This is a genomic window from Klenkia terrae (genome assembly GCF_900491935.1).
Taxonomy (GTDB): Bacteria; Actinomycetota; Actinomycetes; order Mycobacteriales; family Geodermatophilaceae; genus Klenkia; species Klenkia terrae.
In genome coordinates, this window is the sequence record NZ_UEXK01000004.1 from 2,904,927 (window position 1) to 2,920,340 (window position 15,414).

Below are 15,414 nucleotides of genomic sequence, written 5' to 3' on the forward strand. Positions count from 1 at the left end.
TCGGCGACCCGGGCATCATCCCCCGAGGCCGTCGAGACCCGACGAGGGACCCGGCTCACACCGCGCGGACCGAGGACGACGGACCGCGGTCGGCCCGGCCGTGCACCGCCCGGGCGACCCGGGCCAGCACCGGGACCGCCTCCCGCAGCTCGGCGCCCGGCCGCACGATCGGCAGCCGCAGGTGGTCGTCGAACGCCGCCCCGGTGCCGAACGCCCGGCCCTCGGCGACCCGGACGCCCTCGGCCAGCGCCGCCCGGGTCAGCGCCGCGGAGCTCAGCCCCTCGGGCAGCCGGCACCACAGCGACAGCCCGCCGGTGCTGGCCGAGACGGTCCAGTCGGGCAGGTGCTCGGCCAGCAGCTCGCGGAGCAGGTCGCGGTTGGCCCGCAGCTCGGCCCGCCGGTCGACCAGCACCCGGTCCAGGTCGGCGACCAGGAAGCTGGCGGCGAGCTGGTCGAGGACGCCGACGGACAGCTGGCGCTGGGCGTAGACGTCGGCCAGCCGGGCGGTCAGCGCTGCGTCGGTGCGCACCCAGCCGACCCGGAGCCCGCCCCAGACCGACTTGGACAACCCGCCGACGGTGACCGTGGCCGAGTCCGGCACGCCGGCGGCGTACGGGGGCGGCGGGGTGCGGTCGGGGTGGTCGAGCTCGAGGTCGGCGGCGACCTCGTCGACCAGCGCGATCGTGCCCTGCTGCCACAGGGTCGCGGCCAGCCGGCGCCGCCCGGCCGCGGACAGCGAGGCGCCGGTCGGGTTGGAGTGGTCGGGCATCAGGTAGGCCATCCGCGGTGCGCTCTGCCGGGCCGCGACGTCGGCCGCGGCGACCAGGGCGTCGGGGTCGTCGGCGTCCACCGGGACGGGCACCGGCAGCGCGCCTAGCGAGGTCAGCATCCGCACCGCGCTGGGGTAGGTGGGGTGCTCGATCAGCACCCGGTCGCCGGGGTTGAGCAGGGCGGAGGTGACCAGGCCGACGGCGTCCATGACCCCGGCGGTGACCAGCACCTGCTCCGGGTCGGTGGGCAGCCCGCGGGCGGTGAACCGGTCGGCGACCGCCTGGCGCAGGGCCGGCAGGCCGTCGGGGTGGTAGCCGGAGGTGGCGAGCACGCCGGGCAGCAGCTCCAGCGCGCGGGTGTAGGCCGGCAGCAGGTGGGGGGAGGCCGGCGGTGCGGCGTGCGCCAGGTTGACCGCGTCCTCGCCGTCCAGGGGGAGCGGCCAGGCGGCGGCCGGCGTCCGGGGCAGCTCGGTGACCGTGCCCGACCCGTGCCGGGTCCGGGCGTAGCCCTCCTCGCGCAACGTGCGGTAGGCGCTGGCGACGGTCACCCGGCTCACCCCGAGCGCCTCGGCCAGCTCGCGCTCGGCGGGCAGCCGGGTGCCCACCGGGAGGGCGCCGGTGCCCAGCAGCTCCTGCACCCGGGCGGCCAGCGCGGCGTACCGGGGGCCGTCGTGCCGGGCCGGCCCGGTCAGCAACCTGGCCAGCTCGTGGACCGGGGTGGACTGCTCGAGGCTGACTGGCATGCAGGCCACCATGCCCTGGTGGACCGCTCGGCACCAGTCCACCCTGCGCGAAGGTTGCTGCATGACGACCGGTGGAGTTCTCCTGCTGCTGTTCCTGCTCGCCTGCGGTGCCCTGGCGGTGGCCACCCTCGTGGTCGCCGGCCGCGGCGGCCGGGGTCCCGCGGAGCCGCCGCGCAGCCACCCGGTCGCGCCCGGCACCTGGCCGACCCCGGCCCGCTGACCCCGGGGGCAGCGTGGATCAGGGGGGTGCGCGCAACTCCGTCCTCCTGCACCAGATCTGCGGCAGGAGGACGGAGTTCCCGGCACCCCCCTGATCAACGCTGGGGGGTGGGGGTGGCTGCTAGGAGGCGACCGTGGGGTTGATCTCGGGGGCGTCGACCGCCTCGTCCTGCAGACCCCAGCGCTCCAGGNGGTGCCGCCCGAGGAGGCCGCCGGCGCCGCCGACGACGGGGTGCTGCGGGCGGGCGCGCTGCACCCCGTCGTCGGCGGCGCCGGCGGCCTCCTCGGGCGGCACCGGGCGGGACATCAGGTAGCCCTGCACCTGGTCGCACGAGTCGGCCCGCAGCGCCTCCAGCTGGCACGGCTCCTCGACGCCCTCGGCCACGACGGTGAGCCCGAAGGCGTGCGCCGCGTGGATCATCATCCCGACCAGGGTGCGGTGCGACGGCTCGTCGCTGGCGATGAAGCTGCGGTCGATCTTGAGCGTGTCGACCGGCATGCTGCGCAGCTGGCCGATCGAGGTGTACCCGGTGCCGAAGTCGTCGATCGCGATGCCCACGCCGGTCGCCCGCAGGGTGGCCAGGTGCTCGTAGGCGGTCGGGTCGTCGACGAGCACGGTCTCGGTGACCTCCAGGACCAGCAGCTCGGCGGGCAGCCCGGAGGCGGCCAGCGCCGCGGCCACGTCGGCGACGACCCGGGAGTCGACCAGGTGCCGGCCGGAGATGTTGACCGCGACGGTCGGCTCCCCGGGCCGGGCGGGCCCGGGGGCGTCGCGCCAGGCGGCCAGCTGCGACGTGGCCTCGGCGAGCACCCACCGGTCCAGGTCGCAGATCAGCCGGGAGGCCTCGGCAGCCCCGATGAACAGGTCCGGCGGCACGGTGCCGTGGCCGGGGCGGTCCCAGCGGATCAGCGCCTCGTAGCCGATGACGGCTCCGGACCGGACGTCGTGCACGGGCTGGTAGACCAGCCGCATCTCCCCGCCGGCCAGGCCCGCCGCGATGGCGGCCTGCAGCTCGCTGCGCTCGACCAGCTGGGCGCGCAGGGCCTCGTCGAACAGCTCGGCCCGCCCGCGGCCGGCGGCCTTGGCCCGGTAGACCGCGGCGTCGGCCTGGGCGAGCAGGGCGTCGGCGTCGGTGCCGCCGTCCCGGCTGGTGGCGATCCCGACGCTGGCCCCGACGGACACCGTGCTGGCGCCCACCACGATCGGCGCGCTGACCGTCTCGACCAGCCGGTTGGCCAGCTCGACCAGGTCGTCCTCGGACTCCGCGGGCTCGACCAGGACGACGAACTCGTCGCCGCCCAGCCGGCAGACCACGTCCCCGGACCGGACGGCGTCGTGCAGGCGGTGCGCGGTCTGCCGGAGCACCTCGTCGCCGGCGGCGTGCCCGAAGCCGTCGTTGACCGCCTTGAACCCGTCGAGGTCCACGAACAGCAGCCCGATCATCGCCCCCGACCGCTGGGCGCGGTGCAGCGCGGCCGAGGCCAGCCGCAGCGCCTGGGCGCGGTTGGGCAGCTCGGTGAGCGCGTCGTGCTCGGCCTGGTGGGTCAGCGCGGACTGCAGCTCCTGGCGTGCCCGGACGGCGCTGACGATCTGCTGCACGGAGGCGTGCACGACCTCGCCCAGCGGGCCGGGGAGGGGCTCGTCGAGCAGTGCGTGGTCCAGGTCGCCGCGGGCGACCGCGCCGGCCTGGTCCTGGATCCGGCGCAGGCTGGCGACCGCGGCGCGCAGCGCGCTGGAGACCGTGCGCACCTCCCGCGGGCCGCCGACCTCGACGTCGACCAGGGTGCCCTCGCTGACGTCCTGGGCCCGGCCGGCCAGGCGCCGGAGCGAGCGGGACAGCGAGCGCCACACGAGGGCGACGGCGGCGGCGGTGAGCAGCACGAGCGCGCCGCAGACGACGGTCGTGGTGGTCGTGGTGGAGCGGGCGGCGGCCTGGTCGGCCACCGCGGCGGCCTCGGCCCGGGAGACGGCGGTGTCGATGAGGTCGGCGAGCTGGGCGCTGCGGGAGTTGCTCTGGGTCACCAGACCCTGCACCGCGAGGATGCCCATCGGCTGGGCACCGGGCACCGCCTGCGCGTCGAGCACGGCGTCGACCGCGGGGACCGGCCCGGTGGCCGAGGCGTCCGCCCAGGCCTGCTGGAGCTCGGGTGCGGTGAGCCCGGCGAGGGCAGCCGCGGCCGCCCGGTACTCGGCCCGGGCGCTGAGCCAGTCCTCCGCGCCGACCGCCTGGTCGACCTCGGTCAGCGAGCTGAGGAACAACGGGATCTCCCGGCCCGCGGCCTGCGCCGTGCGGGACAGCAGCGCGACGTCGGCCACCGCGGCGCGCGTCGTGGCCGAGATGTCCTCGTCCCGGGCGCCCTCGCCGGCCCGCCGCTGGGCCTGCGCGAGGTCGTCGGAGACCTGCAGGTAACCGTCGTAGGTGGCCACCACGTCGGCGAAGCTCAGCTCGCCCGTGCCGTCCCCGCGCAACGGCGCCAGCGCGGTCGCGGCCGCCTCGGCGGCCGGCGCGGCGGAGGAGTCGGCGGGGACCTCGGCCACCGCGGCGTCGGTGGCGGTGCGGGCGGCCTCCAGGCCGGTCGCGGCCTGCGTGCGGGCCGTCTCCACGAACATCGCCGGCAGGCCGAGCTGGGCGACGAGCTCCGGGCTGTCCAGGGCGGCGACGGTGAGGACCGGCACGACCTCCTGCTCGACGGCCACGCGCACCCGCTCCAGCACGGCCACGGCGGCGACCGAGCGGGCCGCCTCGGCCGCGGAGCCCGAGCGGTCGACGGCCGACCGGACCAGCGCACCGGTGAGCGCCAGCACCCCGAGCAGGGGCACCAGGACCAGCGCGGTGACGTAGACGGACAGCGGGACACCCCGGCCGGTGGGGCCGGGGGAGGGACGGCGAGCCATGGGTCATCCATCGGCCGCGGCGCCCGCCTCCGGAGCCCAGGGGCCTCGCAATCCCCCGGTCGGGTCAGGCGGTGGCGCCCCGGCGGGCCAGCCGGACGGCGACGGCGAGCGCGGCCGACGCCGTCCACACGGCGCGGGACAGCGCGACCGCCCGCCGGACGTCGGCCCGCACCGGCGGAGCGCCGGCGCCCATCGTCGGCCGGTGCTCGACCCGGGAGCCGTAGACGTTGGTGCCGCCCAGCCGGATGCCCAGCGCCCCGGCCGCCGCGGCCTCGCAGCGCCCGGAGTTGGGGCTGGGGTGGGCGGCGCCGGCCCGCCGCCAGGTCGCCAGCGCCCCGGACGGCGCCCCGCCCGCCAGCGGCGCGACGACGACGGTGAGCGCGGCGGTGAGCCGGGCCGGCAGCCAGTTGGCGACGTCGTCGGCACGGGCCGAGGCCCAGCCGAAGCGGGCGTACCGGGCCGACCGGTACCCGACCATGGCGTCCAGGGTGTTCACCGCGCGGTAGGCCAGCAGGCCGGGCAGCCCGGCGACGGCGCCCCACACCAGCGGGGCGACCGCGGCGTCGGAGGTGTTCTCCGCGACCGACTCCACCGTGGCCCGCACGAGCTCCGGCTCGCCCAGCGACGAGGGGTCCCGGCCGGCCAGGGTGGGCAGGTGCGCGCGGGCCGCGGGCAGGTCGTCGAGCAGGTCGGCCATCGTGGACCCGGCCCGGCCCAGCGACGTGCCGCCCAGCACCGCCCAGGTGCCGGCCGCGGTGACCAGCGCGCGGGCGACCGGCCGGTCCCGGGTGACCCGGTCGGCGGCCAGGCCCAGCGCGGTCACCGGGACGACGCAGGCCAGCCAGTACCCGGCACCCGCCGTCCGGGAGTCCTGCCAGACCGCCCGCTCCAGCGCACCGGCGGCCCGGCCGAAGCCGGCCACCGGGTGGCCGCGCCGCGGGTCGCCCAGCGCCAGGTCGGCCAGCGAGCCCAGGGCGAGGCCGGCGGCGGTCGGGAGGTCCACCCGGGAGATGGTGCCAACTACGATCGGCCCCCATGCGCTTGCCCGGCCGTTACGACGGCGTCGCCCGGCCGATCGTCACCTACGGCAGCAACCCCGTCCTGCACCGGCGCTGCGCCGACGTGACCAGCTTCGACCGCGAGCTGCGGCACCTGGTGCTGGACATGTTCGCCTCCATGCAGGAGGCCGACGGCGTGGGCCTGGCGGCCAACCAGATCGGCGTGGACGCCCGGGTGTTCGTCATCGACTGCCCGGACGCCCTCGGGAACGACGTGGTCGGCTACGTGGTCAACCCGGTGCTCACCGTGCTGGAGCCGGTCGAGGGCGAGCCCGAGGTCGAGCGCACCGAGGAGGGCTGCCTCTCGGTGCCCGGCCCCTACGCCGAGCTCGACCGGGCCTTCCGCGCCCGGGTCGACGGCGTCGACGTGCACGGCGACCCCACCTCGATCGAGGCCACCGGCATGGCCGCCCGCTGCCTGCAGCACGAGGTCGACCACCTCGACGGCACCGTCTACGTCGACCGGCTGGACGCCGAGCTGCGCGAGAAGCTGCTGGCCGAGGCCGCCGGCCCGCAGGGCGACCTGCCCGCGTGACGGTCGACCGTCCCGTCGTCGTGGTCGGCATCGGGGCCGACGGGTGGGACGGGCTGTCCCCGCTGTCCCGGGCCGCCGTGGAGGCGGCCGACGTGCTGGTCGGCAGCGCCCGCCAGCTCGCCCTGGTGCCGGGGTCGGCCGAGCGCCGCGAGTGGCCCTCGCCGATGCTGCCGGCGATCCCCGGCCTGTTCGCCGAGCTGGCCGACCGCGCCGTCGTCGTCCTCGCCTCGGGGGACCCCATGCTGTCGGGCGTCGGGACGACGCTGGTCCGCGAGCTGGGCGCCGCCGCCGTCCGGGTGCTGCCCGCGCCGTCCTCGGTGTCGCTGGCCTGCGCCCGGCTGGGCTGGGCGGTCGAGGACACCGAGGTGGTCTCGCTGGTCGGCCGGCCGCTGGAGCTGCTGCACCCGCACGTCCAGCCCGGTCGCCGGCTGCTCGTGCTGGGCTCCGACGGCGGCACCCCGGCCGCCGTCGCCGCGCTGCTCACCGAGCGGGGCTACGGCGACTCGCAGGTCACCGTGCTGGCCGCCCTCGGCGGGCCCGAGGAGTCGGTGACCACCGGGACGGCGGCCTACTGGAACGCCCGTGCCGAGCCGCTGGTGGTCACCGCGGTCGAGTGCCGGGCGCTCAGCGGCACCGCCCCGCTGCCCACCACCCCAGGGCTGCCCGACGACGCCTACGAGCACGACGGGCAGCTGACCAAGAACGAGGTCCGCGCGGTCACCCTGTCCCGGCTGGCCGCGGTGCCCGGGCAGCTGCTGTGGGACATCGGGGCCGGGTCGGGGTCGATCGGCATCGAGTGGATGCGGGCGCACCCCACCTGCCGGGCGGTCGCGGTCGAGGCCGTCGAGGAGCGCGCCGAGCGGATCGCCCGCAACGCCGGCCGGCTGGGCGTGCCCTACCTGCGGGTGGTTCACGGCCGGGCGCCCGACGTCTTCGGCCGGCTGCCGCAGCCCGACGCCGTCTTCGTCGGCGGCGGCGCGACCACCCCGCTGCTGCTGGACGCCTGCTGGGACGCCCTGCCCCCGGGCGGTCGGCTGGTGGTGAACGCGGTGACGCTGGAGAGCGAGGCCGTCCTCGCCGACTGGCACGCCCGGTACGGCGGCTCGCTGGTCCGGCTGGCCGTGCAGCGCGCCGCGCCGGTCGGCGGCTTCACCGGCTGGAAGCCGGCCATGCCCGTGACGATCTGGAGCGGCACCCGATGACCGTGCACTTCATCGGCGCGGGCCCAGGCGCGGCCGACCTGGTCACGCTGCGCGCCGCCCGGCTCATCGCCTCCTGCCCCGTCGTGCTCTACGCCGGCGCGCTGGTGCCGGTCGAGCTGCTGGCCACCACGCAGCCCGGCGCGCGGTTGGTGGACACCGCGAACCTCGACCTGGACGCCATCACCGCCGAGCTGGTCGCCGCGCACACCGCCGGCGTGGACGTCGCCCGGCTGCACTCCGGCGACCCGTCGGTCTACAGCGCGATGGCCGAGCAGATGCGCCGCCTCGACACCGCCGGGGTGCCCTACGACGTCGTCCCCGGGGTGCCGGCGTTCGCCGCCGCCGCGGCCACGCTCAAGCGCGAGCTCACCGTGCCCGGGGTGGGGCAGACCGTCGTCCTCACCCGGACGTCGGCGCGGTCCACCGCCATGCCGCCGGGGGAGGAGCTGGCCGCCTACGCCGCGACCGGCGCCACGCTGGTGCTGCACCTGGCGGTCCAGCGGATCGCCGAGCTCGCCCCGCAGCTGGCCGAGCACTACGGCGACGACGGCCCGGTCGCCGTGGTCGCCCGCGCCTCCCGGGACGACGAGCTGGTGCTGCGCGGCACGCTGGCCGACATCGCCGACCAGGTCGCCGCGGCGGGCGTCGTCCGGACGGCGGTCGTCGTCGTCGGCCCGGTCCTCACCGCCGGGGAGTTCCCCGACAGCCACCTGTACTCCACGACCCGGGCGCGATGACGGTCCTGGTCCTCGGGGGGACCGGGGAGGCGCGGGAGCTCGCGGCCGCGCTGGTGGGCGCCGGGGTCGAGGTCGTCTCCTCGCTGGCCGGCCGGCTGACCGACCCGGTGCTGCCGGTGGGCGGGGTGCGGACCGGCGGGTTCGGCGGGGGGGCCCGGCCCAGCGCCCGGGTGGGCCGGCACGCCCCCGCCCCCCCCGCCGGCGCCCCCCCCCCCCTCGCCCCCCGCAACACCCCGCAAGCCCCGGCCCGCCGCGCCGCCACCCGGGCCCGCCCGCGGNGTGAGCAGCGCCGCCAGCAGGGCGAACGCGTAGACGGCGAAGACCAGCGTCAAGGTGCCGGTGCCGAACCCGAACTCCTCGGCGTAGACGCGGTACAGCGGGGACGGGACGCCGGAGGCCGCGAGCACCAGGACCAGCAGCACCGCCACCGACCAGAACGCCGCGGTCCGGGAGAGTGTGCGCACTCAGCCACCAAGCCCCCCACCCCCGGCCCTGTTCCCGCCCCCGCGCGGGCCACCCCGTCGAGTGTGCAGTCAGCGCTGTCGGGACCCGCCGTGGACAGCCCTGGCTGCTCACTCGGTGCGCGTGGGGCGGCCTGTGGACAGCGGGAGCGGAGGGCGCCGATCTCCGGCACCCTCCGCAGCTGTGCCCCGACCCGATGGCCCGCCCCCGTGACGCCCCTCGTCGAGCCGTTCCGCGGGTCCGCAGCCGTGGCCGGCGGGGTGCTCACGCCGGCGCAGCTCCGTGGGCCGCGGTGGCAGCGGGTCCTCCCCGACGTCTACGTCGCGGCCGGTGTGGAGCTGACCCACGAGCTGCGGGCGCGGGCGGCGGTGGTCCTGCTCCCGGGCGCCGTGGTCACCGGGCTCAGCGCGGCCTGGCTGTGGCAGGTGGACGTCGACGGTCCGGACGGCGCCGCGCACTCGTCACGGGTGGAGGTGACCGTCCCTCCCGGGGGCAACGCGCGGGTGCCGGGCCTGCTGGTGCGGCGCCGTGCCCTCCCCGACCACCAGGTGGGGTGCCCGCCCTGGCTGCGCGACGTCCCGACGCTGTGGCCGGACCACGCCGCGCTCGAGCTCGCTGCCGACCCGGCACGCGACCACGTCGAGTCGGTGGTGGTGCTCGACCAGTTCTGCGCCGCCGGCCGGGCGTCGCTCACCTCGCTGCGGCGCGCCGCGACGGGGTGGAGCGGCCGTGGCTGCCGCCTCCTGCAGGCCGCCCTCCGGGATGCCGACGGTCTGGCCGGCTCACCACCGGAGACCCGGCTGCGCCTCGGCATGCGGGCAGCCGGCCTCCCGGCTCCGGTCGCCCAGCACCGGCTGGTCAGGGCGACCGGCCAGAGGGTGAAGTACCTCGACTTCGCCTGGCCGCACCTGCGCCTGGCCGTCGAGTACGACGGCTCGAACCACGTGCTGACGTCGACCCGGCCCGAGGCAGGCTTCGCGCTGCCCAAGGACCGGCGGGTGCTCAACGAGGTGCAGGAGCTGGGGTGGCAGCTGTTCTACGTGACCGCACCCGACCACCGCGACCTGGCCGGCGTGGTGGCCAGGATCGGCAGCGCGCTGGCGGCCCGGGCGGCCCAGCTGGGCGTGCCGCTGCACCCGGCGAGCTGATCCACCGAGTGTGCAGTCAGCGCTCCATCCTGGGACGGGGAGCAGCGCTGGCTGCACACTCGACGGGTCAGCCCGGGTAGGTGCGGCTGGTGTAGACCTGGCCGGTCGGGGTGACCCTGGTCTGGGTGCTGCCGATCATCACCAGGCAGCGCATGTCGACGGTGCCGGGGTCGAAGTCGCCCAGGGTGGTCACCGTCGTCGACTCCTCCGGCCCGCCGACGTCGCGGCCGACGACGACCACCGTGTCGGGCGACCGGACCTCGAGCAGGGCCTCGCGGGCGTCGAAGAGCTGCTGCGGACGCGCCTTGGACCGCGGGTTGTACAGCGCGATGACCAGGTCGGCCTGGGCCGCGTGCCGCAGCCGGTCGACCACGACGTCCCACGGCTTGAGCACGTCGGACAGCGACAGGATGCAGAAGTCGTGCCCCAGCGGCGCACCCACGCGGGAGGCCACGGCCTGGGCGGCGGTGATCCCGGGCAGCACCCGCACCGGGACGTCGGGGAAGTCCGCGGCCGCGACCTCGAGCACCGCGGCGGCCATCGCGAACACCCCCGGGTCACCCGAGGACACCACGGCGACGCGTCGACCGGACCGGGCCATCTCCAGCGCGGCGGCGGCCCGCTCGGCCTCGACCCGGTTGTCGCTGGGGTGCTTGACCTGCCGTGGGTTGGCCGGGACCCGGTCCAGGTAGGGCCCGTAGCCCACCAGGTCGTCGGCCTCGGCCAGCGCGGCGGAGGCCTCGGGCGTCGTCCACCACCGGGCGCCGGGTCCCAGCCCGACGACGGTCACCGAACCCGCCTGCAGCGGGACGACGACGGGCTCGGTCGGCTCGGGTACGGGCGCTTCGGTGACCGGGGGGACGGCGGCGTTGCCCGGACCGGTGAGCTCGCTGGGCAGCAGCGCCAGGGAGAAGTAGGGCACTGTCTCCGGGTCGACGTCGGCCAGCGGCAGCACGCGCTGCCGGTCGGTGGTCGCCCGCTCCACGTACCAGGCGCGGTCCAGCACGCCGGCGACCGCGAAGGCGTCCCGGACGGCGGGGAAGGTGCGCCCCAGCTTCATCACCGCGGCGGAGTCCGCGGTCTCCAGCCAGGCGGCGAGCTCCTCGGTGGGCAGCGTGCCGGGCAGCACGGTGAGCACCTCGTCCCGCTCGACCAGCGGACGGCCCAGCACCGCGGCGGCGCCGGACACGCTGGTCACCCCGGGCACCACCTCCGTCGGGTACCGGTGCGCGAGCCGCTTGTGCATGTGCATGTAGGACCCGTAGAAGAACGGGTCGCCCTCGGCGAGGACGACGACGTCGCGGCCGGCGTCCAGGTGGGCGGCCAGCCGGGCGGCGGCGGTCTCGTAGAACTCGTCGATCGCGCCCTGGTAGCCGCCGGGGTGGTCGGTGGTCTCGGTGGTGACCGGGTAGACCAGCAGCTCCTCGACCTGGCCGGCGCGCAGGTAGGGCTCGGCCAGCCCGCGGGCCACCGACCTCCCGTGCCGCGCCGAGTGGAAGGCCACGACGTCGGCGGCGCCGATCAGCCGTGCGGCCTTGACCGTGACCAGCTCGGGGTCGCCCGGACCCAGGCCGACCCCGTAGAGGCGGCCGGTCACTCGGCGGTGCTCGCGAGTGCGTTGACGGCGGCGGCGGTCATGGCCGACCCGCCGCGCCGACCCCGGACGACGAGGAAGTCCAGGTCGGAGGCGGCGAGGGCCTCCTTGCTCTCCACCGCGCCGATGAAGCCGACCGGGATGCCGACGACCGCGGCCGGGCGCGGACCGCCCGCGGCGACCATCTCCAGCAGGTGGAACAGCGCGGTCGGTGCGTTGCCGATCGCCACCACGGCGCCCTCGAGCTTCTCGCCCCACAGGTGGAGTGCGGCCGCCGTCCGGGTGGTGCCCATCTCGCGGGCGAGGTCCGGCGTCCGCGGGTCGTTGAGCGTGCAGACCACCTCGTTGAAGGCCGGCAGCCGCTTGCGGGTCACCCCGGCGGCCACCATCTGCGCGTCGCACAGCACCGGTGCGCCCAGCTGGAGGGCGGCCCGCGCCTTGCCGACCACGCCGTCGGACCAGGCGACGTCGGAGACCAGGTCGACCTGCCCGCAGGCGTGGATCATCCGCACGGTCACCTGGGCGACGTCGGCCGGCAGCCGGTCCAGCTCGGCCTCGCGACGGATGGTCGCGAAGGACTGCCGGTAGATCTCGGCGCCGTCGTGCTCGTAGTCGTACTCGACCCTGCTGCTCACCCTGCTCCGATCCGGTACCCGTCCTCGACGGCGAGGACATCGGTCGATCCTGCCGGGCGGCCGCACCGCCGCTCGCACCCGGCCCAGTGCTGGGGCCCCGCGACCGGCAGGGTGCCGGTCGCGACGGCGTGCGCGGCGTCTGCGCGGACGTCGGCCCGGGACTTCGCGCAGCCGGGCAGTCCGGCGCACGCGGTGACCTGCGCCCACGGGCTGGCCGCGTCGAACACCAGGCCCGCGTGGTGCAGCGCGGTGGCGACGTCGTCCACGAACTCGTCGGGCAGGTCGGGGACGACGACGCTGCGCCACGGCGTCACCTGGATCTCGCTGCCCAGCGCCGCGGTGACCTGCACCAGGACGTCCAGCGCCGGAGCGGTGAGCCGGCCCAGCGGCACCAGCCCGACCAGCGCGACCAGGCCGTCGACCTGCTCGGTGGCCCCCACGACCGGCCCGGTCCCGGGAGCCGGCCGGTCACCGGGGACGGGGTGGCCGGCGAGCCGGACGGCCACGGCGCCCACCCCGTCGGTCAGCTCGGCCAGGCGCCAGGCCTGCGACCCCTGCGCGGTGCGCTCGGCGAGGAAGGCGCGGGCGGCGTCCAGGGCCAGGGTGTGGGCGTCGGCGGGCGCGGCGCGCAGACCGGAGTCGGTGCCGGCGAGGGTCAGGGCCACGGCGTCGGCGGCCACGGCGTGCAGGCCGACGTCCCCACCCAGGCCGGTGACGTCGCCGCGGCCGTCGTCCACGGTGACCAGGAAGCGGCCGGGCAGCTCGGCCAGCGCGGGGTCGGCGACCAGGCCGGCGTCGAAGGCGCGGACCAGGGGCCGCACGTCCAGCAGGCCGCCGGACCGGCCCGACAGCACGCTGGCCACGACGTTGCGGGCGGTCTCGTGCGCCTCCGAGGGCAGCAGCCCGGCGCCGAACAGCCGGCGGGCCAGCTCGGCCGGGGCGTCCGGCGCCAGGCCGCGCAGCTGCAGGTTGCCCCGGCTGGTCAGCTCCAGCGCCCCGTCGGCCAGCTCGACCGCGGACCCGGCCAGCACCTGCACCTGGGCGGCGGACAGCAGCCCGCCGGGCACCCGCACCCGGGCCAGCTGCCCGTCGGCGGCCCGGTGGGTCTGCACGGCGCCGGGGCAGGCGTCGGAGCGGTCGCGGGTCGTCATGGCCCGCCCGAGGTTACGTGCGCGGCCGAACGCCCCGCCCTGCGCCCGGATCCCGCCGTCGGGCCAGCAGGACCACCACCGGCACCAGCAGGACGGCGGCCGCCACCGCCACCGACGGGTAGCCCCCGGCGGCCAGCACCGGCCCGGCCAGCGCGCCCGCCCCGGCCCCGGCCAGGCCCATGACCAGGTCCGACGTGCCCTGCACCGACGTCCGCACCTCCGCCGGGACCGACTCCGACAGCAGCGTGGACCCCGCGACCAGCGCGGCCGACCAGCCCAGCCCGAGCAGCAGCATCGACACCGTCACCCAGCCGCGCGCCTCCGCCGGCGCCAGCGCGCCGACCACCAGCGCAGCCGCGAGCAGCCCGACGCCCAGGCCGATGGTGGCGACCCGCCCGGCCCGGTCGGCCAGCCAGCCCATCACCGGGGAGGCGGCGTACATGCCGGCGATGTGCACGCTGATCACGATCCCGACCACCTGCAGCGAGGCGCCGCCGTGGCCCAGGTGCACCGGCGTCATGACCATCACGCCGACCATCACCGCGTGCGCCGTGGCCACCGCGACCAGCCCGAGCCGGGCGGCGGGGACGGCGAGCACCACCCGCAGCGTCTCGCGCACCGAGGGCCGCGGGCCGGTCGGGGCGCCCGGGCCGGCGACGACCAGCGGGTCCGGCCGCAGCAGCAGCCCGACCACGAGCGCGCCGGCGGCGAAGGACACCGCGGAGAACAGGTAGGGACCGGCGAGGGAGGGCAGCCCGAGCGCCTCGCCGAGCCGGCCGCCCAGCCCGGACAGGTTGGGCCCGGCCACCGCACCGGCCGTGGTCGCCCAGACCACCACCGACAGCGACCGGCCGCGGGTCTCCGGGGTCGCGGCGTCGGTGGCGGCGTAGCGGGCCTGCAGCCCCGAGGTGGTGGCCCCGCCGAACAGCAGCAGCCCGGCGACCAGCAGCACGAAGGACCCCAGGACGGCGGCCACGACCACCAGCCCGGTGCCGAGCAGCCCCAACCCGTAGCCGGTGGCCAGGGCCGGACGGCGGCCCCGCGCGGCGGCGAGCCGGGCCAGCGGCACGGCGAGCGCGGCCGAGCCCAGCACCGTGGCCGTCTGCGCCAAACCGGACAGCGCGGTGGACCCGGAGACCTGCTCGGCCAGCAGCCCGCCCACGGCGATGCCGCTGGCCACCCCGACACCACCGAGGACCTGGCTGCCCACCAGCACCGGGACGGCGCGCCGGCGGGCCCGCTCGCGCTCGGTGGGCAGGGTCTCGACGGTGCGGGTCACGAGGGGGATCCTGCTCCTCGGGGGCCGGGAATGCGGCGGACGGCGTCGTGTTGCACCGACCGCCTGAGAGGAGGCCACCGATGACCACCATCGACCTGCACTCCGAGTACCTCCGCGCCGAGCTGTTCCTGACCAGCGGCCAGCCCACCGAGGCGGTGGCCATCCTGGCCCCCGTCGTGGCCGAGTACCCCGAGGACGTCTCCGTCCTCGAGCTCCTCGGGCGCGCGTGCTTCCACTCCGCCCAGCTCGCCCGGGCGGAGAAGGCCTTCGGCCAGCTGGTCGAGCTGGCCCCGGCCGACGGCTGGGCCCGCCGTGCGCTGGCCCGCACGCTGGAGCGCCAGCACCGCGCCGACGAGGCGGCGGCGCACCACCGCATGGCCGACGCCCTGGGCGCGGCCAGCTGAGCTCAGGCCCGGCGTCCCAGCCGGGCGAGCACCCGGCCCTGCCGGTCGGCCCCCGGGTCGGCCGGCAGGGCCGGCGCGCAGATGCCGTCCATGTGCAGCGCCTCGCCGAAGGAGTCGGCGCCGGCCTCGGTGCGGTCCAGCTCGGCGGCGCTGAGCGACTCGTCGCCGCCGGTGGCGCGGGCGACGTCCCACCGGTGCACGACCATGTCCCACACGTAGAACTGCTCCAGGGTGGCGCCGACCGTCGTCGGGCCGAAGAACCCGGCGTACTCCCGGCCCACCAGCTCGTCGGTGAGCAGGGCCGCGACCTGGTCGGCGTGCGCCCGGAACGCGGCGGCCGGGTCGCCGGGGGACGGCGCCGGGCCGACGTCGCAGCCGTGCGTGGTGAGCAGCTCGCGCTGGGTGTCCACGACGTGCGCGACCACGTCGGCGGCGGACCAGCCCTCGCACGGGGACGGGGCGGACCAGCGGTCGGCCGGGACGGCGTCGAGGACGGCGGACAGGGCGGACGCGGTGGCCCGGTACGAGGCAGCGGTGTCGGTCACCCGCCCACCGTCGCACCCGTGCGGCAGGCTGGTCTT

Annotated in this window: 14 protein-coding genes and 1 pseudogene; 7 read left to right on the forward strand and 8 right to left on the reverse strand. The window is 77.3% G+C overall.

What is annotated here, in order from left to right; all coding sequences use genetic code 11:
* Positions 1-55: 55 nt before the first annotated feature.
* Positions 56-1,513 (reverse strand): MocR-like transcription factor YczR, encoded by a 1,458-nt coding sequence (gene yczR / locus LFA75_RS14625; RefSeq protein WP_225234351.1) that lies wholly within the window; start codon positions 1,511-1,513, stop codon positions 56-58.
* Positions 1,514-1,574: 61 nt separating this feature from the next.
* On the opposite strand from yczR, the gene LFA75_RS14630 reads away from it, so the two are divergent.
* The gene (locus LFA75_RS14630; RefSeq protein WP_225234352.1) at positions 1,575-1,733 is read left to right on the forward strand and encodes a hypothetical protein; all 159 of its coding nucleotides are present in this window, start codon (positions 1,575-1,577) and stop codon (positions 1,731-1,733) included.
* A 120-nt stretch (positions 1,734-1,853) separates the two neighbouring features.
* On the opposite strand, the gene LFA75_RS14635 is transcribed toward LFA75_RS14630, so the two are convergent.
* Positions 1,854-4,628: a putative bifunctional diguanylate cyclase/phosphodiesterase gene (locus LFA75_RS14635; RefSeq protein WP_225234353.1), complete on the reverse strand. Its 2,775-nt coding sequence runs from the start codon at positions 4,626-4,628 to the stop codon at positions 1,854-1,856.
* A 64-nt stretch (positions 4,629-4,692) separates the two neighbouring features.
* Positions 4,693-5,631: a cobalamin biosynthesis protein gene (locus LFA75_RS14640; protein ID WP_225234354.1), complete on the reverse strand. Its 939-nt coding sequence runs from the start codon at positions 5,629-5,631 to the stop codon at positions 4,693-4,695.
* 32 nt (positions 5,632-5,663) lie between these two features.
* On the opposite strand from LFA75_RS14640, the gene def reads away from it, so the two are divergent.
* From def to LFA75_RS14665, 5 genes and pseudogenes are all read left to right on the forward strand, one after another.
* Positions 5,664-6,221 (forward strand): peptide deformylase, encoded by a 558-nt coding sequence (def, locus tag LFA75_RS14645; RefSeq protein WP_225234355.1) that lies wholly within the window; start codon positions 5,664-5,666, stop codon positions 6,219-6,221.
* A complete protein-coding gene (gene cbiE / locus LFA75_RS14650; protein ID WP_225234356.1) occupies positions 6,218-7,423 on the forward strand; it encodes a precorrin-6y C5,15-methyltransferase (decarboxylating) subunit CbiE in 1,206 nt (401 codons plus the stop codon). The genes def and cbiE overlap by 4 nt, the downstream gene beginning before the upstream one ends.
* Positions 7,420-8,160, forward strand: coding sequence for a precorrin-4 C(11)-methyltransferase (gene cobM, locus LFA75_RS14655; protein ID WP_225234357.1), 741 nt, complete (start codon positions 7,420-7,422; stop codon positions 8,158-8,160). Before cbiE ends, cobM begins: the two co-directional genes overlap by 4 nt.
* A pseudogene (locus LFA75_RS14660) lies at positions 8,157-8,246 on the forward strand (cobalt-precorrin-6A reductase); the annotation flags it as partial. The gene cobM and the pseudogene LFA75_RS14660, both read left to right, overlap by 4 nt.
* A 585-nt stretch (positions 8,247-8,831) precedes the next feature.
* A complete protein-coding gene (locus LFA75_RS14665) occupies positions 8,832-9,770 on the forward strand; it encodes a hypothetical protein (RefSeq protein ID WP_225236067.1) in 939 nt (312 codons plus the stop codon).
* 67 nt (positions 9,771-9,837) lie between these two features.
* On the opposite strand, the gene LFA75_RS14670 is transcribed toward LFA75_RS14665, so the two are convergent.
* Genes LFA75_RS14670 through LFA75_RS14685 form a run of 4 tightly spaced genes read right to left on the reverse strand, consistent with a single transcriptional unit; the run spans position 9,838 to position 14,429 of the window.
* On the reverse strand, positions 9,838-11,367 hold the full coding sequence (locus LFA75_RS14670) for a precorrin-2 C(20)-methyltransferase (protein WP_225234358.1): 1,530 nt from the start codon (positions 11,365-11,367) through the stop codon (positions 9,838-9,840).
* Positions 11,364-11,999 (reverse strand): precorrin-8X methylmutase, encoded by a 636-nt coding sequence (locus LFA75_RS14675; protein ID WP_225234359.1) that lies wholly within the window; start codon positions 11,997-11,999, stop codon positions 11,364-11,366. Before LFA75_RS14675 ends, LFA75_RS14670 begins: the two co-directional genes overlap by 4 nt.
* On the reverse strand, positions 11,996-13,150 hold the full coding sequence (gene cobG / locus LFA75_RS14680; protein ID WP_225234360.1) for a precorrin-3B synthase: 1,155 nt from the start codon (positions 13,148-13,150) through the stop codon (positions 11,996-11,998). The genes LFA75_RS14675 and cobG overlap by 4 nt, the downstream gene beginning before the upstream one ends.
* A 13-nt stretch (positions 13,151-13,163) precedes the next feature.
* Complete coding sequence (locus tag LFA75_RS14685) at positions 13,164-14,429, reverse strand: MFS transporter (protein ID WP_225234361.1); 1,266 nt, start codon at positions 14,427-14,429, stop codon at positions 13,164-13,166.
* Between the two features lie 80 nt (positions 14,430-14,509).
* Here LFA75_RS14685 and LFA75_RS14690 point away from each other — a divergent pair, with 80 nt between their 5' ends.
* A complete protein-coding gene (locus LFA75_RS14690; protein ID WP_225234362.1) occupies positions 14,510-14,833 on the forward strand; it encodes a tetratricopeptide repeat protein in 324 nt (107 codons plus the stop codon).
* A gap of 2 nt (positions 14,834-14,835) precedes the next feature.
* Here LFA75_RS14690 and LFA75_RS14695 read toward each other — a convergent pair whose 3' ends face one another.
* The gene (locus LFA75_RS14695) at positions 14,836-15,378 is read right to left on the reverse strand and encodes a TIGR03086 family metal-binding protein (protein ID WP_225234363.1); all 543 of its coding nucleotides are present in this window, start codon (positions 15,376-15,378) and stop codon (positions 14,836-14,838) included.
* Positions 15,379-15,414 lie beyond the last annotated feature (36 nt).

Excerpts from the sequence above, each read along its gene's own strand:
- LFA75_RS14630 (WP_225234352.1), top strand. The coding sequence starts at position 1,575 with ATGACGACCGGTGGAGTTCTCCTGCTGCTGTTCCTGCTCGCCTGCGGT.
- yczR (WP_225234351.1), bottom strand. The coding sequence starts at position 1,513 with ATGCCAGTCAGCCTCGAGCAGTCCACCCCGGTCCACGAGCTGGCCAGG.
- def (WP_225234355.1), top strand. The coding sequence starts at position 5,664 with ATGCGCTTGCCCGGCCGTTACGACGGCGTCGCCCGGCCGATCGTCACC.
- cobM (WP_225234357.1), top strand. The coding sequence starts at position 7,420 with ATGACCGTGCACTTCATCGGCGCGGGCCCAGGCGCGGCCGACCTGGTC.
- cobG (WP_225234360.1), bottom strand. The coding sequence starts at position 13,150 with ATGACGACCCGCGACCGCTCCGACGCCTGCCCCGGCGCCGTGCAGACC.
- LFA75_RS14690 (WP_225234362.1), top strand. The coding sequence starts at position 14,510 with ATGACCACCATCGACCTGCACTCCGAGTACCTCCGCGCCGAGCTGTTC.